At 30.6% G+C, this 22,776-nt stretch carries 23 protein-coding genes; 9 read left to right on the top strand and 14 right to left on the bottom strand.

Annotated elements, in window-relative coordinates:
* Positions 1 to 408: 408 nt before the first annotated feature.
* The 3 genes from CJ192_RS07735 to CJ192_RS07725 are packed head-to-tail and all read right to left on the bottom strand — an operon-like array spanning position 409 to position 2,990.
* A complete protein-coding gene (locus CJ192_RS07735) occupies positions 409 to 1,248 on the bottom strand; it encodes a class C sortase (protein WP_102198371.1) in 840 nt (279 codons plus the stop codon).
* Entirely contained in the window at positions 1,217 to 2,098 is an 882-nt protein-coding gene (locus tag CJ192_RS07730) for a class C sortase (protein ID WP_102198370.1), read from the bottom strand. The genes CJ192_RS07735 and CJ192_RS07730 overlap by 32 nt, the downstream gene beginning before the upstream one ends.
* Entirely contained in the window at positions 2,082 to 2,990 is a 909-nt protein-coding gene (locus tag CJ192_RS07725; protein WP_004817589.1) for a class C sortase, read from the bottom strand. The genes CJ192_RS07730 and CJ192_RS07725 overlap by 17 nt, the downstream gene beginning before the upstream one ends.
* A 141-nt stretch (positions 2,991 to 3,131) precedes the next feature.
* Here CJ192_RS07725 and CJ192_RS07720 point away from each other — a divergent pair, with 141 nt between their 5' ends.
* The 4 genes from CJ192_RS07720 (at position 3,132) to CJ192_RS07705 (ending at position 4,988) form a co-directional block, all read left to right on the top strand.
* Complete coding sequence (locus CJ192_RS07720) at positions 3,132 to 3,314, top strand: DUF1659 domain-containing protein (RefSeq protein ID WP_004812579.1); 183 nt, start codon at positions 3,132 to 3,134, stop codon at positions 3,312 to 3,314.
* Between the two features lie 18 nt (positions 3,315 to 3,332).
* Positions 3,333 to 3,554: a DUF2922 domain-containing protein gene (locus CJ192_RS07715; RefSeq protein WP_004812576.1), complete on the top strand. Its 222-nt coding sequence runs from the start codon at positions 3,333 to 3,335 to the stop codon at positions 3,552 to 3,554.
* 356 nt (positions 3,555 to 3,910) lie between these two features.
* A complete protein-coding gene (locus CJ192_RS07710; protein WP_102198369.1) occupies positions 3,911 to 4,432 on the top strand; it encodes a sigma-70 family RNA polymerase sigma factor in 522 nt (173 codons plus the stop codon).
* A 79-nt stretch (positions 4,433 to 4,511) separates the two neighbouring features.
* Entirely contained in the window at positions 4,512 to 4,988 is a 477-nt protein-coding gene (locus tag CJ192_RS07705; protein ID WP_102198368.1) for a hypothetical protein, read from the top strand.
* 44 nt (positions 4,989 to 5,032) lie between these two features.
* Here the strand turns inward: CJ192_RS07705 and nagB are convergent, their stop codons facing one another.
* The 4 genes from nagB to rbr all read right to left on the bottom strand — a co-directional run bounded on the left by nagB (position 5,033) and on the right by rbr (position 8,231).
* Complete coding sequence (nagB, locus tag CJ192_RS07700; protein WP_102198367.1) at positions 5,033 to 5,755, bottom strand: glucosamine-6-phosphate deaminase; 723 nt, start codon at positions 5,753 to 5,755, stop codon at positions 5,033 to 5,035.
* A 98-nt stretch (positions 5,756 to 5,853) separates the two neighbouring features.
* Positions 5,854 to 7,209 (bottom strand): PFL family protein, encoded by a 1,356-nt coding sequence (locus CJ192_RS07695; protein WP_102198366.1) that lies wholly within the window; start codon positions 7,207 to 7,209, stop codon positions 5,854 to 5,856.
* A gap of 1 nt (position 7,210) precedes the next feature.
* On the bottom strand, positions 7,211 to 7,480 hold the full coding sequence (locus CJ192_RS07690) for an ACT domain-containing protein (protein WP_102198365.1): 270 nt from the start codon (positions 7,478 to 7,480) through the stop codon (positions 7,211 to 7,213).
* Positions 7,481 to 7,637: 157 nt separating this feature from the next.
* Entirely contained in the window at positions 7,638 to 8,231 is a 594-nt protein-coding gene (gene rbr / locus CJ192_RS07685; protein ID WP_004813891.1) for a rubrerythrin, read from the bottom strand.
* Positions 8,232 to 8,800: 569 nt separating this feature from the next.
* Between rbr and CJ192_RS07680 the strand changes: the two genes are divergently transcribed.
* Positions 8,801 to 10,075 (top strand): glucose-6-phosphate isomerase, encoded by a 1,275-nt coding sequence (locus CJ192_RS07680; RefSeq protein WP_102198364.1) that lies wholly within the window; start codon positions 8,801 to 8,803, stop codon positions 10,073 to 10,075.
* Between the two features lie 49 nt (positions 10,076 to 10,124).
* Here the strand turns inward: CJ192_RS07680 and CJ192_RS07675 are convergent, their stop codons facing one another.
* Positions 10,125 to 10,769 (bottom strand): hypothetical protein, encoded by a 645-nt coding sequence (locus tag CJ192_RS07675; RefSeq protein WP_102198363.1) that lies wholly within the window; start codon positions 10,767 to 10,769, stop codon positions 10,125 to 10,127.
* A 61-nt stretch (positions 10,770 to 10,830) separates the two neighbouring features.
* Between CJ192_RS07675 and CJ192_RS07670 the strand changes: the two genes are divergently transcribed.
* The 4 genes from CJ192_RS07670 to CJ192_RS07655 all read left to right on the top strand — a co-directional run bounded on the left by CJ192_RS07670 (position 10,831) and on the right by CJ192_RS07655 (position 13,225).
* Positions 10,831 to 11,682 carry a hypothetical protein gene (locus CJ192_RS07670; RefSeq protein ID WP_102198362.1) on the top strand — a complete coding sequence of 284 codons (852 nt, stop codon included), beginning with the start codon at positions 10,831 to 10,833 and terminating at the stop codon, positions 11,680 to 11,682.
* Between the two features lie 109 nt (positions 11,683 to 11,791).
* Positions 11,792 to 12,031, top strand: a complete 240-nt coding sequence (locus CJ192_RS07665) for a substrate-binding domain-containing protein (protein WP_004817585.1) — start codon at positions 11,792 to 11,794, stop codon at positions 12,029 to 12,031.
* Positions 12,032 to 12,086: 55 nt separating this feature from the next.
* Positions 12,087 to 12,890, top strand: coding sequence for an alpha/beta hydrolase (locus CJ192_RS07660; protein WP_004817550.1), 804 nt, complete (start codon positions 12,087 to 12,089; stop codon positions 12,888 to 12,890).
* Between the two features lie 152 nt (positions 12,891 to 13,042).
* Positions 13,043 to 13,225: a 2-keto-3-deoxygluconate permease gene (locus tag CJ192_RS07655; protein ID WP_004817549.1), complete on the top strand. Its 183-nt coding sequence runs from the start codon at positions 13,043 to 13,045 to the stop codon at positions 13,223 to 13,225.
* Positions 13,226 to 13,526: 301 nt separating this feature from the next.
* On the opposite strand, the gene CJ192_RS07650 is transcribed toward CJ192_RS07655, so the two are convergent.
* The 6 genes from CJ192_RS07650 to CJ192_RS07625 all read right to left on the bottom strand — a co-directional run bounded on the left by CJ192_RS07650 (position 13,527) and on the right by CJ192_RS07625 (position 22,749).
* A complete protein-coding gene (locus CJ192_RS07650; protein ID WP_004817564.1) occupies positions 13,527 to 14,684 on the bottom strand; it encodes a mannitol dehydrogenase family protein in 1,158 nt (385 codons plus the stop codon).
* Between the two features lie 2 nt (positions 14,685 to 14,686).
* The gene (locus tag CJ192_RS07645; RefSeq protein ID WP_102198361.1) at positions 14,687 to 16,582 is read right to left on the bottom strand and encodes a PTS mannitol transporter subunit IICBA; all 1,896 of its coding nucleotides are present in this window, start codon (positions 16,580 to 16,582) and stop codon (positions 14,687 to 14,689) included.
* A gap of 104 nt (positions 16,583 to 16,686) precedes the next feature.
* Positions 16,687 to 18,054: an MATE family efflux transporter gene (locus CJ192_RS07640; protein ID WP_102198360.1), complete on the bottom strand. Its 1,368-nt coding sequence runs from the start codon at positions 18,052 to 18,054 to the stop codon at positions 16,687 to 16,689.
* 393 nt (positions 18,055 to 18,447) lie between these two features.
* The gene (locus CJ192_RS07635) at positions 18,448 to 19,632 is read right to left on the bottom strand and encodes a carboxylate--amine ligase (protein WP_004814068.1); all 1,185 of its coding nucleotides are present in this window, start codon (positions 19,630 to 19,632) and stop codon (positions 18,448 to 18,450) included.
* A 640-nt stretch (positions 19,633 to 20,272) separates the two neighbouring features.
* Complete coding sequence (gene thrS, locus CJ192_RS07630; protein WP_004817619.1) at positions 20,273 to 22,198, bottom strand: threonine--tRNA ligase; 1,926 nt, start codon at positions 22,196 to 22,198, stop codon at positions 20,273 to 20,275.
* A 311-nt stretch (positions 22,199 to 22,509) separates the two neighbouring features.
* Positions 22,510 to 22,749: a hypothetical protein gene (locus tag CJ192_RS07625; RefSeq protein WP_004817579.1), complete on the bottom strand. Its 240-nt coding sequence runs from the start codon at positions 22,747 to 22,749 to the stop codon at positions 22,510 to 22,512.
* Positions 22,750 to 22,776 lie beyond the last annotated feature (27 nt).

Raw genomic sequence — 22,776 nt, 5'->3', positions numbered from 1 at the left:
TTTTTATTGTACTTTGATAAAGTGATTGGGTAAAAAATATAAGGTTTGAGAACTAATATTTTTTTAGATATTGTTTTCATTCTAAGTTTATTTAATTATATAACTTAAAAATTTTTGTGTCAACATATTTTTTACATATTTTTTATTTTAATTTATATTGCTAAAATTTTTTCAATATTTTATAAAGATTTTATAAGATGGTTGGATATAAATTTTTTTGATTTTTTATTTATTTTGTAAGTCAATGATTGTAGTTTATTGTTTGACATAATTTGTGCATGAGATCTCTCGACAAGCTCGAGATGAGGTGTCTTGGTTTTTTTGTTAGAGAATCGTTTATATTTATTATTAGGTAGGTAAAAAAATCCCACCTTTGGCAAATTATTTTGCTTTAAGGTGGGATTATTTTTATTTTCTTATTGTCTTTATTAAGTTTTTTATTACAAGGATTATTAAGATTAAATCTATTAGTAAAAATCCTATATAGGCGTAGTTGGTTCGCTTTACTTTTTTACTTATCTCAGTTTTTTGAATTTGATCTTTTGGATCTTCATTTTTGTCTTCTACTCTTTTGGCATTTATTAATAATCTGTTAGGCCTTGGCCATATGAATGGGTGACAAGTTAATAAAGTTATAATATCTTCACCTTCTATAACTTTTAATTTTTCCCAATCATAAGGTCCAATTACTTCTTTTGAACAAACTGAATATTTTAAAACTTTATCAGATCTTTTTACATATATCATATCTCCTTTTACCAAGTCATCAGCATATAAGAGCATAGTATCGCCCCACCATCCCCTATGTCCAGCTAGAACACTTCTGGTAGATTCACCTCCAATTGGTACAGATGTTCCTGATACTTGTCCAAGTCCCCAAGCTAAATGATTATAAGAGGCATTTAAATATATAGGAATATTTTTATCCAATTTTGGTATTTGCAAGTATGCAAATATATCATCTTGGTTTTCTAGGATATTTACTGAGCCAAGATTTTTACTTGTAAAGGGGTCAACCATTGATATGTCTGAATTTTTTACAATTTCATTATATTCTTGGGCCTTTTTTTCTATTTGGTCGAATTGTTTGTCTTCTTTTTGGGCCTTGATCACTTTTTCTATTTGGCTTTTGTTTTCTATGTTTGAGTATATTCTTCTTGAAAATGGAAAGGCTAGGGTTAAAAGTCCTAGTAATATCAGGATGTAACCTATTATTTTACTTTTCTTTTTCGCTGAGTTTTTGTTCAATTTCTAGTACCTCCATATTCATCTTTTTGGCATTTCTTTTTTCTCTTAAATATACCATTATTGTAAATAATAATATTGGCAACAATACTAAAAATAATTGGAAAAAGTTTGGTTTTAGTCTTGGTGTATTTGCTGATCCATCGTCTATGGCTTGGGTGTAGGGTATCCTATATCCTCTTACCAAAAGTCGGTGGGAGTTTATCATATAGGGAGTACAGGTTAAAAGGGTCGCGTAATCCTTTTTTTCTACTACCAAAATGGGCTCAAAGTTTGATGGTTCTACTACTTGGATTTTATCGACCTTATAGGCTAAGGTTTCTTTTATGTTGTGGATATAAAATATATCCCCCTCAACCATTTGGTTTAGGTTTCTAAATAAAAGAGCATTTGGAAGTCCCCTGTGGGCTGTTATTACCGTGTGGGTTGAAGATCCACCGATTGGAAGGGAGGTTCCTTCCAAGTGGCCTGCCCCTTTTTCCAAAACATCATCGCTAGTTCCTGCATAAATAGGAAGGTCTACTGCAATTTTTGGTATTTCTATATGGCCCAACATTTCGTGGACTTCTAGCATTTTTGCATATTCTGCCTTAGCATCTTTTACCTTTTTATCATATGGGTCTACAAGTTTTGATGGGTCAAGAGTTTGGTTATAAATCCTTGCAAGTTCCATCCTTCTTTCCAATTCTTTCTTGTCGATTTCATCTTTTGCCTTATTAAAGACAACAATCTCATCGTTGGCCTTTATTTGGTAATATTTTTGGCTTATAAAGGGGTAAGAAAAAATCAAAAATCCTATCAAAAATATGATTATGAAGGGAAGATTTTTCTTTATATTAGTCTTTCTTCTCATCATTTTCACCTAGTTTATCTAGTTTTTCTTTGATTTGATCAATTTTGCTTGATGTTTTTTTGTTTTCTTTTCTTAGTTTTCTAATTCTTAGCAATAATATGATTATAATTATTAAGGCTAGGAAGAATAATATTCTAAATATCCAATTTGTTTTGTTTTCTTTAATCAATTCTTCATCTACACTTTCTACATATTCTACCCTGTGACCCCTTACTAAAAGCCTATGAGAATTTATCATAAAAGGTGTACAGGTTAGAAGGGTCGCATAATCATGGCCTGGAGCAATCATTAAATCATCAAAATTGCTTGGCTCAATTACCTTTATTTGGTCAACTTGGTAGGCTAAAGTTTTTTCTATATTATGGATATAAAATTTATCGCCGACTTCAAGTTCGTTTAAATTTGTAAATAAAGTTTTTTCTGGAAGTCCCCTGTGGGCTGTGAGAACTGTGTGGGTATTGTTGCCCCCTATTGGAAGAGAAGTTCCTTCCAAATGGCCCACGCCTTTTTGCAAAACATCTTCGCTAGTTCCGGCATAAATTGGTAGGTCTTGGTTTATTTTTGGAATTTCTATATGACCTATCATTTCCTCAACTTCAAGCATCCTCGCATATTCTTTCCTACCTTCCTTATATCTTTTTTCGGTAAAAGGATCATTGGTTGGCCCTCCCGATAAGGAATCATTGTAGGCTTTGGCAAGGCCCATTCTTCTTTGAATTTCTTCTTTGTCTAGTTTATTTTTTCCTTGATTGAAGACTTCGACTTGGTTATTAGAATCTATCCTATAATAAAATCTTGAGATGATTGGATAAAGTAGGACAAGAATTCCAATTAAAAATATAAGTCTCCACAAAATATTAGATATTTTTGATTTTTTCTTTTTATTTTTCATTGTATCACCGTTTTTAAATTTTCTTACTCGAATTAATCTTACACTAAAAAAGATTATTAATAAAGGTTTTTTTAAAAAATCAAAGAAAATTTAGGGACATTTTGTCATTTTTCTTTATCTATATATGAAAGGAGCGATAATATGAAACTTAGAATTAGATATGAAGTAAACGATGGTGAGAAGCTTAGAAAATTTTCAAGAACATTTACAAATCTTGATGATAAGCTTACAAATGAAGATTTATCAAATTTCGCCAAGGCCTTTGTAGCCCTAAGTGAAGTTGAAAATCACATAGTTGAAAAAGTCACAGAAGAAAGAATCTAGGCTTAGAAAGGAGCAAAAATGAATACAAAAATATTAAAACTATCTTTCAAAGATAGTAAGGGAAAAGGAAAGATGGTAAGTATAAATCATCCAAAGGCTGATTTAAATGACCAAATTGTAAAATCTCAAATGCAAGCTATGGTAGATTCCAAGGTCTTGCAAACTAAAGATGAGAAGGTTACAGGTTTGAATAAGGCTTATATGGAAAATATTTCTAGAGATGATTTTAATTTAGGATAAGAAGATAAGAAGAAACCGGGGTTTGGCCCCGGTTTTTTTGTGTGTATTTTTCTATTTTTTTGAATAATTTAAGCAATTGATTTTAGTATTCGCAATATTTAATCTATGAGATCTCTCGACTGGGCTCGAGATGGGTTATGGTTTTTCTGGGTTTTAATTCTAAAGGTTATTTTTTTGTTTTTATTTTAAAAAATATTTTTATGATAAATTTCTTTTATTTTACTTTTTCTTTTTGTAAAGGTCTTTTAGGCTAATTTTTTTTATTTTATTTGCCTTTATCCAATTAAACTTTTTTTAAAATTTTTACTAGAATTTAGGTGTCGACAAATTTAAGCGATCGCAGTTAGGAAATTTTTATGAAGATATGTTTGGAAAATTTGGATGCGATTATTGAAAAATATGAGCCACTTTTACTTTCTATGAGTGGGCGTTTTCCTGTTTTTGATAGGAATGAGGCCTATATTATGGCAAGGGATATGGTTTTTGAAATTGTTAGGGATTTTGATCCTGATAAGGGAAAGTTTGGTGGATATTTAAAGTACAGACTTTATTTTTATTTTTTGAATGAATGTAAGAAGGAAAGGGTTGATTCTTTGAATAATCTTGATAAAAACGGGGTCGAGCTTATTGAAAAAATTGATGATGATAATTCTATTGAGGATGATTTTTTTAAGGATTTGGAAATCGAGGAGCTTTTTAAGGCTATTAAGACTTTGAAAAAGCAAGAGAGGGAAATTTTGTATTTGAAATATGATAAGAATTTGCCCCACAAGGAGATTGCAAGGCTTTTGAACCTTTCTACTAAGTCTATTACTAATTATCATTATAATATTGTTAGAAAACTTAGGAAATATTTTATTGATAATGATTTGTTCTAGTCTTTTATTGACTAATTAAACTTTTTGTTGTACACTTAACGTCTAGAGAAGTCTTTCTTCTTTAAAGAAAGGAGGATTTATGGACAAGATTGTTGCCATCCTTCCAGCCGAGATTAAGGGAGTTGGGATTGGGTGTGAAGTTTATACTGAAAAGAGAGTTTTTGTTGATAGGAGCACTCCTTGTCTTTTTTTAAAGCACATGGCAAGTAAAAGGTCTGTTTCTATCAAGCTTATGCACAAAAATATGAAGGAAATTTTGAAGGTTTCTAGGAATTTACCCTATTGTATTGATAGTTTTAATGTCTTTTTTCCTTTTAAGATTAGGCAAACTGATAATGATGATCTAAGACGAGGTTTTGTGAATTGTTATTTTGTTGAGGATATTCGTAATTGTGAGATAATTCTTAAAAATGGTATGACTCTTTCTTCTCTTAATAGGGACAGGGCCTTGAAGAATAATTTTAATAATGCTAGCAAGATTATGTATATGATGTTTGCAAGAGAATTGTCTAAAATTAGAAGGTCTATGGATTTTATTGATGATATGGCCTTGTAATTTTGAAATTTAAAAAAGATGATGCAAGATTGCATCATCTTTTTTTAGTCTTCTATTGCTTCTTTGTCTACAAAGAGGTAGCAATTTGGGTGGAGTAATAGAAGGGACGCTGGGAAGTCTGTGGAAATTTTATCTGTTTTTAGTAATTTTTTTACGACTTCTTTTTTATTTTTCCCATTTGCTATTACTATTAGTGTTTTTGCATTGAAAGCATCTGCCATTCCCATTGATATTGCGTATTTTGGAACATCTTCTTTTGAATCAAAAAATCTTGAATTAGCTTCGATTGTTTGGTCTGTTAATTCTATTATTGATGTTCTTTTGTTTAAAAACTCTCCAGGTTCGTTGAAAGCAACGTGACCATTTGGTCCAAGTCCCAAAACTTGAAGGTCCCTTGTACCAAATTCATCTAATAATTTATTATATTCTTCTGTATATTTTTCATCGTTTCTATCAGCTTTTGGTAGGTGAGTATTTTCTTTTTTTATGTTTACATGGTCAAATAAATTATCGTTCATGAAATATTGGTAAGATTGTTCGTTTTGTGGATCAATTCCTACATATTCATCTAAGTTTATTGTTTTTGCCCAATGAAAGGAAATTTCTCCTTCTTTTTGTGCTTTTATTAGATTTTTATAAAGGCCTACTGGTGATGATCCTGTTGCAAGTCCTAGTTTTGATTGGGGCTTTTCTTGTAAAATGCTTATAAAAAGGTCAGCTGCCTTTTTTGATAATTCTTCGTATGAATCTGAAATTATTACTTTCATTTTTACTCCTTTTTCTTTACTTTACTAATCTGGTCCTAGATAAATTATCCAGTCCTTAATAATAGTATTTTACTAGAATTTTATTTTTTTAAAAGATTTTAATTTTTAAATGAATGAACAGGAGCAGGGATTCTGCCTCCCCTATTTACAAATTTTTCTGCACTAGAGTCTCTTATATCCATTATTGGTGCATAGCCCAAAAGTCCACCAAATTCTGCAAATTCTCCCTTTTTCTTTCCAATTACAGGAATTACCCTTACGGCTGTTGTTTTTTGGTTTATTACTCCAATTGCTGCTTCATCTAAAATCATGGCAGAAATTATTGAGGCTGGTGTATCTCCAGGAATTGCTATCATATCAAGTCCAACTGAGCAAACTGAAGTCATGGCTTCTAATTTATCAAAAGTTAAATGTCCAGCTTCTGCTGCCTTTATCATTGCCTCATCTTCACTTACAGGAATAAATGCTCCAGAAAGTCCTCCAACCGATGATGATGCCATAAGGCCACCTTTTTTAACTGCATCATTTAACATGGCAAGGGCTGCTGTTGTGCCATGACCTCCCACATGGTCAATTCCAATTTCTTCCAAAATTCTACCAACACTATCGCCAATTGCAGGTGTTGGGGCAAGGGATAGGTCTAGGATTCCAAATTCTTTTCCAAGTCTTTTTGCAACATCACGGCCTATCAAATCACCCATCCTAGTAATTTTGAAGGCTGTTTTTTTGATTGTTTCATAAACTTCGTTAATTGGCTTTCCCTTATCTTTTTCAATGGCAGCTTTTACAACTCCAGGACCTGATACTCCAACATTTATAACCGTATCTCCTTCTCCTACTCCAAGAAAAGATCCTGCCATAAAGGGATTGTCTTCAACTGCATTTGCAAAGGCTACAAATTTTGCACAACCAAGTGAGTCTTGGTCCTTGGTTAGTTCTGCCAGGTCTTTTATTTTTTCTCCCAAAAGTTTTACAGCATCAAGGTTTATTCCAGTTCTTGTTGAACCAACATTTACAGATGAGCAAACATAGTCAGTAGAAGATAGGGCGTGAGGAATAGAATTTATCAAAATTTTATCAGATTTTGTCATAGACTTATGGACAAGGGCAGAAAATCCCCCAATAAAGTCAACTCCAACTTCTTTTGCAACCTTATCTAAAACTTCAGCATAAGGGGTGTAATCGTCAATTTTTGAGCTTGCCGCTACAAGTGAGATTGGTGTTACTGAAATCCTGTTATTAATTATAGGAACACCGTATATTTCTTGGACAAGCCTTGTAGTTTTGATGAAATTTTCAGTTTCTTTCATCATTTTATCGTAAATTTTTTGGCAAGATTTTTTATAATCACTATCAGCACAATCAAGAAGTGAAATTCCCATGGTTATGGTCCTAATATCAAGGTGTTCTTGGTCGAGCATTTTTATAGTTTCAATAATTTGTTTTGTATCCATACTAAATCCTTGCCATCTTATCAAAAAGATCTTCATTTTGAAGTCTTAGTTCAAGGCCAATTTCCTTACCAAGCTTTGTCATCTCATCTTTTATTTTTTCAAAAGATTCATTTGCATTTGTCATATCAACATTCATTATACCAACAAAATTTTTCTCCATAATTGTTTGGTTAAAATCTAAAATATTAATATTAAATTTATAAAGTAGTTCGCTTACCCTATAAACTATGCCTGGTTTGTCGTTTCCAATAATTGTCAAAATTGCTTTCATAAAAATCTCCTTTATTTTCTTACAAATATTCTAGCACATTAGAGAAAATATGGGAATAAATAAAATTTTGGATAAAAAAAATCCTGCCTTAGGCAGGAAATTTTTTGAAAGATTCTAATTTTTATTTTTTTTATAATTCGTTTCTATATTCTACTTATTAATAGTTAAAGTTTGCAACTTCGAAGAAGTCTTGTGGGTGTTTACAAGCTGGGCAAATTTTTGGTGCTTTTTTGCCTTCATATAAGAATCCACAATTCCAACATTTCCAGATAACTGCTTCTTCTTTTTCGAATACTGTTCCGTTTTCGATATTATCGTGAAGTTTTTGATATCTATCTCTATGGCCTGCTTCTACTTTTGCAATATTTTCAAAGCTTCTAGCTATTTCATCAAATCCTTCTTCTTTTGCAACTTTTGCAAATGATGGATACATATCTTCAGCTTCTTCATTTTCTCCACCGATTGCACCTTCAAGGTTTGTTAATGTATCGTGGAAAACAACTGGGAATGCTGTGTAATCAGGATTTAATTCGATTGTATCAAGTTTAAATTCTTCTTTTAAATATTTGTAGAATTGTTTAGCGTGAACTTGTTCGTTTCTTGCTGTTTCTTCAAAAATTTGTTGAATTTGAACGTATCCTTCTTTTTTAGCAATTTTTGCAGCTATTGTATATCTCATTGTTGCTTGAGATTCTCCTGCGAATGCAGTGATTAAGTTGCTAGCTGTCTTTGTACCTTTTAATTCTGGCATATGTATGTCCTTTCTATTAATAATTATGTGTAACCGTTTCGTCTTTACAATTATTACTATAACCTATATTTTTTATTTGTCAAGAATGATTCTAAAGTTTTAATCATTCTAAATAGTGATTTTTATTATCATTATCAGTTTATTTGAGGAAATATTTTTATAAACATTGATATTTAAACAAAATCTTAGTCTTTTTTGTTTTTTAATCATTTAATTTTAAAAATTCTTATAGAATATTTTATTTATATTATTATTTATTTTATTATTTGAAATTTTTTTACCAAGGTTTTCCTTATTTTAATATAAGAATCAGAACGTATACAAATCCTCAAGCACGAATGTCTAACTCCAAAAATTGTTGATTTCTAAATTTTCAAATTTGAAATCAAATCAATTTTTTTCGTATGATATTCTTAGCATGAGGATTTGTATACTTTGTCAACAGTCTGTGCCTTATTTTATATAAGGATATTTTTTTATCGTAAAATTTTTTTATTCTATTAATTTATCAAAATAAATTTTTCATATTTTCTAATAATGGGTATAATTTAACAAAAGGAGGATTTGTAATGAAAATTGATTTTAATAATGTTGACTTATCAAATCTAGATTCCTATAAAGAAAAAAGTTTAAAGGCTTTTTCTACTTTGATGAACAAAGAAGGAGAAGGTAATGACTTTTTAGGATGGATTGATAGGGCTAATAACCTAGATATGGAAGAATATGAAAGAATTAAAAAAGCTAGCAAGAAAATCCAAGCAAATTCCGATTGTTTAGTAACAATAGGAATCGGTGGTTCTTACCTTGGTACAAAGGCAGTTGACTATGCTATGAAGGGATATTTTTCAAAATCTGATAAGACTGAATTAATTTATGCAGGTCATCAAATTTCTGGGGAATATTTGTATGAGCTTCTTGATTATCTAAAGGAAAAAGAATTTTCTATTAATGTTATTTCTAAGTCAGGTACTACAACTGAACCTGCTATTGCCTTTAGGTTTGTTAAGGAACTTTTAGAAGAAAAATATGGAAAAGAAGAAGCTAAGGAAAGAATATTTGTTACAACTGATAGACAAAAGGGTGCTTTAAAAGATTTGGCTGATAAGGAAGGCTATGAAACTTTTGTTGTTCCTGATGATATTGGGGGAAGATTTTCTGTAATTTCTGCAGTTGGTCTTTTACCTTTATGTGCAGCTGGAATTGATATCGATAAGTTTGTAGCTGGATTTAGAAAAGGAATTGAAAATTATACTGTAGATTCTTTTGAAGAGAACAAGGCTATCCAATATGCAGCTATCAGAAATATGTTATACGAAGACGGCAAGGCTCTTGAAGTTTTGGTAAATTATGAACCAAAATTAAAATATGTGTCTGAATGGTGGAAACAATTATTTGCTGAAAGTGAAGGAAAAGATGGAAAAGGACTTTTCCCAGTTTCTGTAAATAATACAACTGACCTTCACTCTGTTGGACAAATGATCCAAGATGGTGAAAGAAATTTATTTGAAACTGTAATTAAGGTTCAAAAAGCTGACAAAGATTTGACTATCAAAGAAGATGCTGATAATCTTGATGGTTTAAATTACCTAGCTGGACGTGACATGAGTTTTGTTAATGAAAAAGCAATGGAGGGAACAATTATTGCCCATGTTAAGGGTCAAGTTCCAAATATTTTATTGACAATTGATGATGTATCTAGCGAAAGTTTGGGTGAATTATTCTATTTCTTTGAAATAGTTGTTGGTGTTAGTGGATATATGTTAGGTATCAATCCATTTAACCAACCAGGAGTTGAAGAATACAAGACTCAAATGTTTAAATTACTTGGTAAACCAGGATATTAAAAAATAATAAAAAATGTGTTTTACAAAAAATGAGGCTGATTTTACAGCCTCATTTTTCATCTTCAGAATATTTTAATGCTCCTCCCAAAATTCCATCCACAAAATCTCGGGATTCATAAATTTTATAATAGGAAAATTTCTTATCAAGAAGAAGTTTTGCCCTAACAGTTTTTTCCTCTTGTTTTTCATCGGATAATTCTTTGATAAAAGTCTCGTGGAGCCTATCTTTTTTCAAATTATCAAAGACATCTATGTAACAAACATTGCTAACTTCAACGTCAACCTCTAGCCCATCCTTGGTTTTCTTTTTATCCTTAACAAGGACATGCAAATTTTTAAAATTAGCCTTTAAAAATTCTTCCTGCTCCTTTTTGTTTGTAGAATATGACTGTTTTAATACATCCTCCACCTTAACAATCTTATCAAAATACTTATTTTGCTTATCATAATCCAAATCTTTGATGGCCTCAACTGCCTTATTGATTGATCTTTGAGGAGTATTAATAAATTTTTGATAGATAAATAAAGGAGATAAGAGAATAAGAACAAAGACAACAAGGCTTATAATTCTTCTACGCCTGTATTTTTTTCTTCTTAATTCTCTTTTTTTATTTCTAGATATCCTGTCGGATCTTTGTGATCTATTTCTTTGGCTTTTTTCGGCAAAAGCCTCACTTCTTTTCTTTTTTGGCATAATTTCCCCTAAATAATTTTCTTTTAGGCTGATATTATTATATAATCAAAGTGGTGATACTATGAAAAAACAAAAACTAATAATAGCAGACCTTATAGCAATTATTTTTACCCTAATTACAATATATTTACCCTTATTTACAAATAAAATAACGTTTTTGCCTATGTATTTTGTCTATATATTTGCATACTTTGCAGTAATATTTTCAAACCAAAAGGATAAAAAAGTCTTGACTTTTTTTATACCCCTTTTTACACTTAGCCTCATACTTATTTTATTAAATAAAGTAGATATTTACAACTTAAAAATAATAAAAACCCAAGTAATAGGAATTTTTAAGACAAATTACAGCCTTATCCTATACATATTTGCCCTTTATTTTTTAGAAAGACTATCCACAAAAATATTTGGCTCATATTTTAGCATAGGACTTGCCCTTATTTCTTTAGGAATATTTCTAATAATATTTAACACAAAATACCTAGAAAACCTTAGAAAATACAAGGATTATTTCTTCTATATCTTTATATACTTCTCCTTTGCAAGGATATATCCTGCCAAAAAAATAAATAAGTATTTATATATAATAATAATCCTCTTATTTTTCCTAGAAGTCTTAGTAATAGACAAGTACAAAATCTTTATAGGCTTTCACATATCCCTAATTTTAATAATATATTTAATCTTAAAGTCAAATGTCTATGAAATAAATTTTGAAAAATATTTTCTAAACGGGCTCATATACTTATATCCCTTCATAAATATAATCTTAGAAAATATCCTAAACTTTAACTCTCCAATAAAGGAAGTGGCCACAGGCCTTATAGTTTTCTTCTTGACTTTAATTTTTTACCAAATAAAACTAGGATTTTTTGATTATTTATTTTTGGGTATTCATAAGGAAAAAAAATAAAGGTGATGTTGCAGAATAGGTAAATCTATTATGCTCATCATCTTTTTTATTGTGTATCTATATCAAGCTATTAGATCTATAAAGTCTTGCTGTAAATGCCTATAAACTTATGGCAAATGAAGGAATAAAAATCCCTGAAGACCTTGGCATTATAGGTTTTGACAATATCCATGCAAGAGACTTTACCAACCAAGCCATAACTTCCATAGATCAGAGAATTTCCGACCAGGTTGATTTTTCTATAGATAATCTTCTAAAGATTTTAAATGATGAAAAGGCAGAAACAAATATTGTTTTAGAAGCAAAATTAATTGAAAAGGAAAGCGCTTTTAGGGGTATTAATATATAAGAAGATTTTGTTTAGGAAAGCAAATATTCGATATGGAAAAATTGGAGGAATAATCATGACAAATTTTATTGAATCTTTTGATGGCACAGCTTTATTTTACAACAAGGAAGAAGCAAAAAATGCCAAGGCTGCAGTTGTTATTGTCCATGGATTGGCAGAATATTCTGGTAGGTACGATTATGTGGCCGAGAAATTTCACAATGCAGGTTTTTCGACCTATAGGTTTGACCACAGGGGCCACGGCAAGTCTGAAGGTGAGAGGGGATATTACAAGGACTACGAAGACATGCTAGAAGATGTAAATGTAGTTGTAGATAAGGCTATAGAGGAAAATCCTGATAAGCCAGTATTCTTGCTAGGCCATTCTATGGGTGGTTTTGCAGTAAGCCTTTACGGGGCAAAGTATAGGGATAAAAACCTTGTTGGAGTCATAACTTCTGGTGGTCTTACCCACGATAATAATAAGTTGACTGAAATGGTAGGTCCTGGCCTTGACCCACACACAGAACTTCCAAACGAGCTTGGCGACGGAGTTTGCTCTGTAAAAGAAGTTGTAGAAGCCTATGTTGCTGACCCATTAAACCTTAAAAAATACCAACTGGGTCTTTTATATGCATTAAAAGATGGAATAGCTTGGTTTAAGGAAAATGAAAAAGACTTTTCTTACCCAGTTTTAATCCTCCACGGCAGGGACGACGCTCTAGTTAACTTTAAAGATTCTTTTGACTTTTTTGAAAACAATTCATCTAAAGATTGCCAAATTAAAATCTATAAGGGTCTTTGCCATGAAATCATGAATGAATATGCCAAAGACGAAGTAATTGGCGATATCATTGCTTGGATAGATAATAGGCTATAAGCAAAAAATCAACATTAAAAACGCTAGGGGAAATTTCCCTTGGCGCTTTTTATCTTTATTGGAAAATATTTTGGATATATACGGAAAGTTGGAGAAAGTAATAAAATAATCGTAGTTTTTTAATAAGTATAATGACCTTATTACGGAGGATTATGCTTTCTAAATTTTTTAAAAAAGTCCCAGCGGCTACAATAGTTGTGCCAATGATTTTGGCTTCTATATTAAATACCCTTATGCCTAATCTATTGAGAATTGGGCAAATAACTGAGGCTATTACGAGCAAAGAAATCTTAAATGCTATTATTGACATTACCCTTGTAGTAGTTGGAAGTTAGCTTACCATAAAGAGGCTCAGGCTTGCCCTTCACAGGGGTTTGGTCTTGCTTTTATCAAATGGCTTACAGCTATAGTTTTAGGCTTTATATTTTTTACAAGCCTTAGTTTAACATCATCTTGAATATATACTTATGTATTTATGTTTAATTTTAATTGAATTGTATCATTAACTAGTGTAAAATTAGTTAATGATGATGTATTACTATTTTGTTTCATAAATACATTGTATCAGAAAAAGACGAGGATGTTTAGCTTCCTCGTCTTTTTTCTATATTGGGACTTTTGCAACAGCCCCTTTTTTTAGTCTATTTTTTTGTATTGATCTAGGATTTTTTCAAATAGGCCTGGTCTTTGTTTTTTTGTTATTTCTGTGTATTTTTCTATTGCTTTTTCTATGCCATTTTCTTTTATATATTCTTGAATTTCCATTGCTTTTTCGTCTTCTTTGTTATCGTATTTGAAGGCGTAAGCTATGGCTTTTGAAAGGTAGTCATAGGATGAATTGTTATCGTAAGCGCTAATTGCTGGTGATACTAGCCTATCTGTTTTTCCTAATTTTCTTTGTGGGTCTCTTGCAACTCTTGCCACTTCGTCATGGCTTGCTGTTTTAAGGAACCTGTTTAATTTTGCTTCTTTGAATTTATCTAGTTGGTCTTTGTCAAAGCCGTATTTTTTGATTAATACTTCTGATGATTCTTCCATCAATTTTTTTACATCTGATAAAATTTCCTCATCTCCAAATGCCTCATCCATCATTGTATAGCCCTTGTGGTGGCCAAAGTATGATGTTGCTGCGTGAACTCCATTTACTAAGAATAGTTTTCTTTCTAATTCTTCGTCGATATTTTGTGTGTATTCAGCATCTTTGATTGGTTTTGAGTTTGGATCTTTTAATTTTGTTTGTTCGATTACAGCTTCGAAATCGTCAGATATTTCTACTACAGATCTTCCATCAACCATCTTATTTTGTACAATCCTATCTGTTACTGTGTTTGGGAAAGTGGCTAGTTTGTCTAGGTCCTCTTCTTTGAAGTTTGAGTTTTCTAGTATGTGATTTTTTAGGATATCACTTGCCCTAAAGGCATTTTCAAATGCCATTATGTCAACTTTCGGACTATTTGCTTCTTTTTTTTCTAAGCCCTTAACTAGGATTTTTGATGTTGAGTCTAAATTTTCCACTCTTACTGATGTGGTTATTATGTCAGCTTGGGCAATTTTTTCGTAGATTTTTTCTAAATCTTCTGTCTTTGTTGAGCAAAGGGCAGATACCTTATCTAGTTTTATAGCTTCATTGTCATGGTCCATCAATTCTAAGCCTACATATCCATCTTCATTTATTTGATCAACTATTTTATCAAATACATCAACGAATACTAGCTCGTATCCTGAATCGTGGATTATTTTTCCTAAAAGTCCACGTCCTATTGCTCCTGCTCCAAATTGAATTGCTAACTTCATTCTTATTCTTCCTCTCTTGTTAAAATTTCATATATTTGGTCTTTATTTCCATTTTCTACAAGTTCGTTTACAATTTCTTCTGTGTTTACATTATTGGCAACATTGGCAAGAATTTGTAAATGGTCATCACCTTTTCCGGCAATTCCTATTATTAATTTTACCAATTCTCCATCCCAATTTACACCTTTTTTAGATGTTATTACTACAAGTCCTGATTTTTTGATTTCTTTTTTAGTTTCATTAGTTCCGTGAGGAATTGCAAGGCCTATGCCAAAGTGGGTTGGGGCTTCTTTTTCTCTTTGAAGCATGCCATCTTGGTAGCCCTTACCTACAAAACCAGATTTTTCCATCATTTCTTGAACTTTTGCTATGGCTTCTTCCTTGTTTTGGAAATTTTGGTCAAGAACTATATTTTCTTTTGTCAAAATATCTGCTTTTTCTTCTTTTATTTCTTCTACTTCTTCTTTTTTGCTATTTTCATTTGAAAGTTGAGGATTTTCACTTTCTTTTAATCTTTCTACAACTCCATCATATTCCGGTGCTTGCATAAAGTTATCTACTGATACGTGAATTGCGTTTGGTACAATTTGTTTTGCACGTTCTGTTAGATCTTTATGGGTTACAACAAGGTCAACGTCTTTTGGTAGGTTTGCAATTGCTACGTTTGTTATGTCAATTCCTTCAAGAAGGCCTGCTTGTTTTAATTTTTTCTTTAAAATACTTGCACCCATTGCTGATGATCCCATTCCAGCATCACAGGCAAATCTTATTTTTGAGATGTTTGAAAAAGATTTTGTCTCATTTTCTAGTGATGATTTTGATGAGTTTTTGCTATCTGATAAATCTTTACTTGCTTGGTCAAAAGTTTTTGATGATTTTGAAGTTTTCAAGATAAATGATGCTACAAGAAGTGATACTAAAGTTGCTACTACAAATCCTAAAATTGTTGCAAGGTAGGATCCTTTTGGTGTCATTGCAAGCCATGCAAGGATTGATCCAGGGCTTGGTGATGCAACAAGTCCACCTTTTAAAATTTCAAGTGTAAATGTTCCTGAAGCTCCTCCAAGGATTGTAGCAAGGATTAATTTTGGATTCATCAATACATATGGGAAGAATATTTCGTGGATTCCCCCAAATACTTGGATGATTGCAGCTCCTGCTGCTGATGATCTTTCTTCTTTTTTTCCAAAAAATGTATAAGCTAAAAGCACTCCAAGACCTGGTCCTGGGTTTGATTCAATCATAAATAGAATTGATTTTCCACTTGTAGCTGCTTGGTCAAGTCCTATTGGTGTAAAAATTCCATGATTAATTGCATTATTTAAGAATAATATTTTTGCAGGTTCTATAAAAATATGAACCAAAGGTAATAATGATTTTTCCAATAAGAAATTGATTCCTGCTGCTAAAATTCCAGTTAAACCTGAAATAAGTGGTGCTACCAATACATATGAAATTAATGAAAGTCCTAGGGCTAAAAATCCTGCTGAAAAGTTATTTACAAGCATTTCAAAACCTTGTGGAACATGTCCATCATAGGCATCTTGTAATTTTTTTAATAACCAACCAGCCAAAGGTCCTAATAGCATAGCTGCTACTAACATTACTTCATTTTCTGCTGCAGCAATCGCTCCCAACAAAGCTACAACTCCGACAACTCCACCCATTTTGGGATTTACTAAATTACCTCCTGTATAGGCAATAAGCATTGGAATTGCATATTTTAAAAGTGGGCCAACGATTTTATTAAAGTTTTCATTTGGCAACCAACCAGTTGGAATAAATAAAGCTGCCATAAAACCCCAAGCAATAAGTGCCGCTATATTTGGCATTACCATGCTTGATAGAAAAGATCCAAAGTTTTGAACTCTAGACTTTACGCTTTTTTTCTCTGACATAATATCCTCCTAATATATTTTATTTCTATATCATTATACCCTTTTTTTAAAAGAAAATATTTTCATAATTTTTTCGTTCAAATAAAAAAACTGACTAAAAATTCTTAGTCAGTATACATTACCTTTTCAATTTTTTCTTTGTAATCTTTTCTCAAGAAATACACACAATAAAGTCCTGCAATAAATTCTGCTATTATAAAGGAGTACCAAATTTTATCTATATCTCCAGTTCTTTGACCTATAATATACATCAATGGTAATAAAATTATAAATTGTCTTAAAAATGGTTCAAAAAGGGCGATTCCTGCACTTGATAGGGATTGAAAGATTGATGCACAAACTATAGAAAATCCTACTGGTAAATATGAAATTGAAATTATCCTAATCATAGGAATACCAATTTCTTTCATCTTTGGTGTAGCTGAAAACATATTTAAAATTTCTTCAGGAAAGGCTATAAAAATTACCATACCAAAAATTATCATTAAGGTTGACCAAGTTATGGATAATTTGATAGATTTTTTTATTCTTTCTTTATTTTTTGCCCCATAATTGTAAGAAATTATTGGAACCATGGCATTTGATATACCTAAAATTGGCATAAATTCAAAACTTTGAAGCTTAAACATTACCCCATAAGCTGCGATGGCTGATTGACCAAAACCTCTAAGGATTGTATTTATAAAAAATACTGCAAAGGATGTAATAGCATTCATTAGGGCTGCTGGAAGTCCTATTGAAAATATTTCTTTAAATATCAAATGGGACATGGAAAAATTTTTAAAGGAAAATTTTATTTCCTTATTTTTTATTAAATTAAGACTAAGTCCTACCAAGGCCCCTGTAATTTGTCCAACAACTGTCGCAATGGCTGCTCCCTTTACTTCTAGTCTTGGAAAGCCAAAAAGTCCAAAGATAAAAATCGGATCTAGGATTATATTAATAATAGCCCCAACACCTTGGGTAATCATGGTATAGAAGGTAAGACCTGTTGATTGGAGAAGTTTTTCAAAAAGTATTTGGAAAAATACCCCAAAAGAAAACAAGCAAACCACATGAAGATAATCATTTCCGTAAGAGATAATCTTTGGGTCATGACTTTGCATTTTTATAAAGGATTCTACAAAAAATATAGCAATAATAACAAAAATCAATGATAAAATACCTGCCAAAATAAGGCCATGAACTGCTACACTATTGGCCTTTTTTTGATTTTTCATTCCCAAATATCTGGATAAAAGAGCCGATACACCAACTGAAATTCCAACACTAAAGGCTATAATTACATTTTGAATTGGAAAAGAAATAGCTACAGCTGTGAGGGCTTTTTCTGATAACCTAGCTACAAAAATAGAATCTATAATATTATAAATAGCTTGAACAAGCATAGAAATAATAATAGGAAGACTCATCTCAAATAACAATTTTCCCTCAGGCATAGACCCAAGTTTTTCTGATTTTACTTCTGCCATCAAAACTCCTTTCTTAATTTAAAACAGAAAAAATAACGGCATTAGCCGCTATTTATTCTTAATTTGTTTTTTCTTATTTTTTTGAATCTAAATTAAATAAACCATAATAATAAATTTTTTCAACTATTTTTTGTTTATTTAAAATTCATTCTTAATATAATCAAATTTTAAAATCTATTTTATATTTGTATATAAGTTTTTATATTAGGGTGTAGACATATTAGTTTATAACTTTTTCTCAACACTATATAACTTTGAGAATATTTTATTTAGTATCTTTTCTATATTTTTACGATATTTCTCTAATATAAAATTAAAATAAATAAGTAATATATGAATATTATATAAGATTATAATAGAAATATATTATATACAAACACCTAGTTTTTATAATTATCCATATATTTCTTTTTCAAGATTTCTAATGCTTCTTTTTACGTAAAATTGTCTCTTAAGCGAATTATCTTTACTATTTTCCATAGCATTTAATCCATTAGTTTCTCTTTCTTCGTATATATTCATAAATGTTTTATCTATATGTTCCTTTGAACACTTATTACTAAGAGTCCTAAGTAAAAATTTATTATTTGTTCTTTTTTCTTGTGATTTGCCAAAAACTAAATCATTTACCGTCGCCTCTATAAGATTTACACCAGCAAGTGTTGAATAGTAGAAAGTTCTTCCTTGTCTAATATTCATTTCAAACACATAAACCTCACCTGTCTTTGAATCTATTTTGAAATCAAAGTTAAATAAACCATTATAATCCATACTATCAACCATTTTTTTAGCAAGATCATAAAGCCTATTATCATTATAGTCGACTTGAACAAGATGATTTCCAACCCACATATCTCTATGATCTGATAGTATATTTCTAGCTAAAGCCATTGAAATTTTTCCATCTTTTGCTCTATAACCATTTATAGAATATTCACATCCATTTCCACCATTTATATATTCTTGTACAATCATTTTTGAACTATAACTGCTTTTATATATATCATTCAAAACACTTATACATTCCTCTTTGGAAGTTAATTTATAACCTTTCTTCATATTTTCAAGATCTTCTAAGTTTTCAAATTCTTCGAAATTGTCTGGCTTCATAAATAAGTCACCATCTAATTTTAAAGAGTTTATATTATCTTTAGAGATAACTTGTGTCTTTGGATATCTAACTCCTATTTGATCTAAATATTTATAAAATTCGGACTTATGAAATAATTTATAAGCCATTTCTTCATCAGGATATGGTAATTCTATATTAAAATCTAGTTTATTCATATTTCTTAAAATTTTATTTAAATATTCTTCATAAGGCATAAAAATTATATTCTTTTTAGCCGGATTTTTTTTTGCAATGTAATTTAAATGCTCAACAAAAGCGTCGTCAGTTTTTGCGGTTGTCGCAAAATCTTCTTTTAGATATATATCTGCAATTTTTGTATCAACAAAAGGTGTCAAAACTGCTTGAGCGCAAACTATAGCTTTTTTTCCAAAAGCTTCATTGTAACTTCTAGCTAATGAATAGCATGATATATCAGTTCCTAAAATAATTACGTTATAATCTTTCATATTATCCTCTTTCCAAATTTTTAATAGTATTCAAAAATTAACTAGTATTCAATAAAATAATTATTCAGTTCTACTTAAAAATAATCTTGGGATTTTTTAATCTATTATAAAATTCTTAATTTTTATAGTATAAAAATATCTAAACACCTAAAAAATCCAATTATCTATAGAAAAACCATTTGGCAACAATAACTTAAAAACTAATTAAAGAAACTATATTCTTAACTAAGATTTTTTTCAGAAATAATTTAATTTTAGTTCAAAAATAAATTATATTAATTTTCCCTATGTGTCAATCAATTGTCGAGTATCGATAAAAACTATCAACAAAATAAATTTACTTGATTATTCATATTTTAAATTTTTATTAAATATTATCATAATCTAACAATATAAAACTTTTAAATTATGTTTCAAGATTCTTGGCATTGTAAAAATGTGTTAGTTATTAATTTACTAACTCCATATAAATTTATTATATATAGTATAATCTAAATTCAAAATATACAATAAGTTAAGTTTTTAAGAATACTACAATATATTATTTCTTGATTACTTTAAATATTATATAAGATTTAAAAGTATTTTGACAAGTTAAAAGGGCGAGTAATTTTTTACTAGCCCTTCTTTTTAATTATGCTTAAAATATAGACTCAAGAGCCTTAGAATCTCTTTCTTGATTTAATTTTTCAATAAATTCTTCGAAAGATACGTCTTTTGTTTCTTCTCCGTCTCTATTTCTTACTGTTAATTTGCCAGATTTTTCTTCGTTTTCACCTACTACTAGCATGTAGTTTGTTCTCATAAGTTGAGCTTGTCTGATCTTATATCCTACTCCCTCACTTCTGTGATCAACATCTACCCTGTAGCCTGCTTTTTTGATTTTTTTAGCTAAGTCATCAGCAAAATCTGCAAATTTATCTGATACTGGAATGATTGCAACTTGTTTTGGATTTATCCAAAGTGGGAATCTTCCTGCAAATTGTTCTGTAACTGAACCAATAAATCTTTCAACTGATCCAAGAAGGGCTCTGTGAAGCATAACTGGTCTTTTCTTTTCACCGTTTTCATCTATATATGTTAAATCAAAGTTTTGAGGTAATTGGAAATCTAGTTGGATTGTTCCACATTGCCATGTTCTTTTTGCTGCATCTTCTAGGTGGAAGTCTATTTTTGGTCCGTAGAATGCTCCGTCTTTTGGATTTATTTGATAATCAATTCCTCTTTCTTTTAGGGCATCTTCTAGGGCTTTTTCTGCAAAATCCCATTCTTCAATTTTTCCCATAAAGTCATCTGGTCTTGTTGATAATTCTATCTTATATTTAAAACCAAATGTTGAATATAAAAGATCTGCAAGGTCGATCATTTTAAATACTTCATCTTTTACTTGGCTTGGAAGACAATAAACGTGGGCATCATCTTGAGTAAATGTTCTTACTCTGAAAAGTCCGTGAAGGGCTCCTGATAATTCATGTCTATGAACTTGACCGTATTCTGCAAGTCTAATTGGAAGGTCTCTGTATGAATGTGGCTCTTCTCCATAAACTAAAACTGATCCAGGGCAGTTCATTGGTTTTACTGCATAATTTTCCCCATCAATTTTTGTAAAATACATATTTTCCTTGTAATGATCCCAGTGACCTGATCTGTGCCATAATTCTTCATTCATGATAAGTGGAGTTTGGATTTCACCATAGCCATTTTCAGCCAAAACATCTGTCCACCAATTTAAAAGCTCATGTCTTAAAATCATTCCGTTTTCTTTAAAAAATGGGAAGCCTGGAGCTTCTTCGTGGAAGGAGAATAGGTTCATTTCTTTTCCAATTCTTCTGTGGTCACGTCTTTTAGCTTCTTCTTGAAGTTTTATATATTCATCTAATTGTTTTTTCTTTTCAAAGCTTATACCATAAATTCTTTGAAGCATCTTCCTATCAGAATCACCTCTCCAATAAGCTCCTGCTATAGAATTTAATTTTACAGCCTTGATAGCCTTTGTTGAAAGAAGGTGAGGTCCCTTACAAAGGTCTACAAATACATCATCTCCCATTTCATAAAGGGTAATTATTTCATCTTCTGGTAAATCTTCAATCAATTCAACCTTGTATTCTTGATTTTCTTTTTTGAAATATTCCAAAGCTTCAGCTCTTGAAATTTCTTTTCTTATCATTTTCAAATCTTTTTTAGCAATTTCTTTCATTTTTGCTTCGATTTTTGGAAGATCTTCTGGAACAAATCTGTGTTCAAGGTCTATATCATAATAAAATCCGTTATCAATTGCAGGTCCAATTGCAAATTTTGCCTCAGGCCACATTTCCTTAATAGCTGCAGCCATAACATGACTTGATGTATGCCAGAAAATTTCTTTTCCTTCTTTATCTTCAAATTTTACAACTTTAAAATCAGAATCTTCGTTTATAGGTTCAGCATAACCCATAACTTTTCCATTAACAACAGCCCCAACTGCTGACCTAAATAAGCCTTCAGAAATATCTTTTGTAACATCTCCAACGCTTACGCCTTTTTCGTATTCTTTTACACTTTCATCAGGTAATTTAATTTTAATCATCATTTACTCCTTATAATTTTTTCTATTCGTAACATTTTTTTTAAATAAAAAAGACACACCATCCCAAAGGACGATGTGTCGTGGTTCCACCTTAATTTATACTCATTGATGTTTTAAGGCAGGTCATGCCTTTCGTATTAACGAAATTATCAGGGGTGGTCTTGGGGATAATCTTTAATAAAAGCTCTCAGCTAACACTTTTTCTCTGTAAAAAAAGTAAAATCCTTACTCTTCCCGTCATCTAAAACTATTTTTCTTATAGCTTTATATTACTTGCAAAATATTTTTTTGCAAATTATTTTTTAAAAAATTTAGGCTTTCTTTGCGAAATATGTCATTATTTCTTTTTCTTCTTTTAAATTTGTCCACCTATTTTCTTTGCCATTTACTAATAAGTATTCATTTGGACCTATTAGGGCAGCTTTGTTTTCAACAACTGGTTCATAAACATTGTAGTCTTTCCAAACGCCTAATTTTTTTATGTCCTTATAAGAATCATATCTTTTTGTAACAATAGCTAAGGCTTTTTGGTATTCTTTATTATTTTCCATACTTTTTCTCCTTTATTCTTTTTCTAT

The organism is Anaerococcus hydrogenalis (genome assembly GCF_002871895.1).
Lineage (GTDB): Bacteria > Bacillota > Clostridia > Tissierellales > Peptoniphilaceae > Anaerococcus > Anaerococcus hydrogenalis.
Note: the sequence above shows the minus strand (reverse complement) of the source record. Positions and strands in the feature narration are given on the sequence as shown.

What these genes read in the sequence shown, in the direction of transcription:
- CJ192_RS07690 (WP_102198365.1), bottom strand. Translation starts at nt 7,480, where the DNA reads ATGAAAGCAATTTTGACAATTATTGGAAACGACAAACCAGGCATAGTT.
- CJ192_RS07625 (WP_004817579.1), bottom strand. Translation starts at nt 22,749, where the DNA reads ATGGAAAATAATAAAGAATACCAAAAAGCCTTAGCTATTGTTACAAAA.
- CJ192_RS07640 (WP_102198360.1), bottom strand. Translation starts at nt 18,054, where the DNA reads ATGGCAGAAGTAAAATCAGAAAAACTTGGGTCTATGCCTGAGGGAAAA.
- CJ192_RS07635 (WP_004814068.1), bottom strand. Translation starts at nt 19,632, where the DNA reads ATGAAAGATTATAACGTAATTATTTTAGGAACTGATATATCATGCTAT.
- CJ192_RS07710 (WP_102198369.1), top strand. Translation starts at nt 3,911, where the DNA reads ATGAAGATATGTTTGGAAAATTTGGATGCGATTATTGAAAAATATGAG.
- nagB (WP_102198367.1), bottom strand. Translation starts at nt 5,755, where the DNA reads ATGAAAGTAATAATTTCAGATTCATACGAAGAATTATCAAAAAAGGCA.
- thrS (WP_004817619.1), bottom strand. Translation starts at nt 22,198, where the DNA reads ATGATTAAAATTAAATTACCTGATGAAAGTGTAAAAGAATACGAAAAA.
- CJ192_RS07660 (WP_004817550.1), top strand. Translation starts at nt 12,087, where the DNA reads ATGACAAATTTTATTGAATCTTTTGATGGCACAGCTTTATTTTACAAC.
- CJ192_RS07730 (WP_102198370.1), bottom strand. Translation starts at nt 2,098, where the DNA reads ATGAGAAGAAAGACTAATATAAAGAAAAATCTTCCCTTCATAATCATA.
- CJ192_RS07725 (WP_004817589.1), bottom strand. Translation starts at nt 2,990, where the DNA reads ATGAAAAATAAAAAGAAAAAATCAAAAATATCTAATATTTTGTGGAGA.
- CJ192_RS07720 (WP_004812579.1), top strand. Translation starts at nt 3,132, where the DNA reads ATGAAACTTAGAATTAGATATGAAGTAAACGATGGTGAGAAGCTTAGA.
- CJ192_RS07645 (WP_102198361.1), bottom strand. Translation starts at nt 16,582, where the DNA reads ATGTCAGAGAAAAAAAGCGTAAAGTCTAGAGTTCAAAACTTTGGATCT.
- CJ192_RS07670 (WP_102198362.1), top strand. Translation starts at nt 10,831, where the DNA reads ATGAAAAAACAAAAACTAATAATAGCAGACCTTATAGCAATTATTTTT.
- CJ192_RS07705 (WP_102198368.1), top strand. Translation starts at nt 4,512, where the DNA reads ATGGACAAGATTGTTGCCATCCTTCCAGCCGAGATTAAGGGAGTTGGG.
- CJ192_RS07655 (WP_004817549.1), top strand. Translation starts at nt 13,043, where the DNA reads ATGCTTTCTAAATTTTTTAAAAAAGTCCCAGCGGCTACAATAGTTGTG.
- CJ192_RS07665 (WP_004817585.1), top strand. Translation starts at nt 11,792, where the DNA reads ATGGCAAATGAAGGAATAAAAATCCCTGAAGACCTTGGCATTATAGGT.
- CJ192_RS07650 (WP_004817564.1), bottom strand. Translation starts at nt 14,684, where the DNA reads ATGAAGTTAGCAATTCAATTTGGAGCAGGAGCAATAGGACGTGGACTT.
- rbr (WP_004813891.1), bottom strand. Translation starts at nt 8,231, where the DNA reads ATGCCAGAATTAAAAGGTACAAAGACAGCTAGCAACTTAATCACTGCA.
- CJ192_RS07675 (WP_102198363.1), bottom strand. Translation starts at nt 10,769, where the DNA reads ATGCCAAAAAAGAAAAGAAGTGAGGCTTTTGCCGAAAAAAGCCAAAGA.
- CJ192_RS07695 (WP_102198366.1), bottom strand. Translation starts at nt 7,209, where the DNA reads ATGGATACAAAACAAATTATTGAAACTATAAAAATGCTCGACCAAGAA.
- CJ192_RS07680 (WP_102198364.1), top strand. Translation starts at nt 8,801, where the DNA reads ATGAAAATTGATTTTAATAATGTTGACTTATCAAATCTAGATTCCTAT.
- CJ192_RS07715 (WP_004812576.1), top strand. Translation starts at nt 3,333, where the DNA reads ATGAATACAAAAATATTAAAACTATCTTTCAAAGATAGTAAGGGAAAA.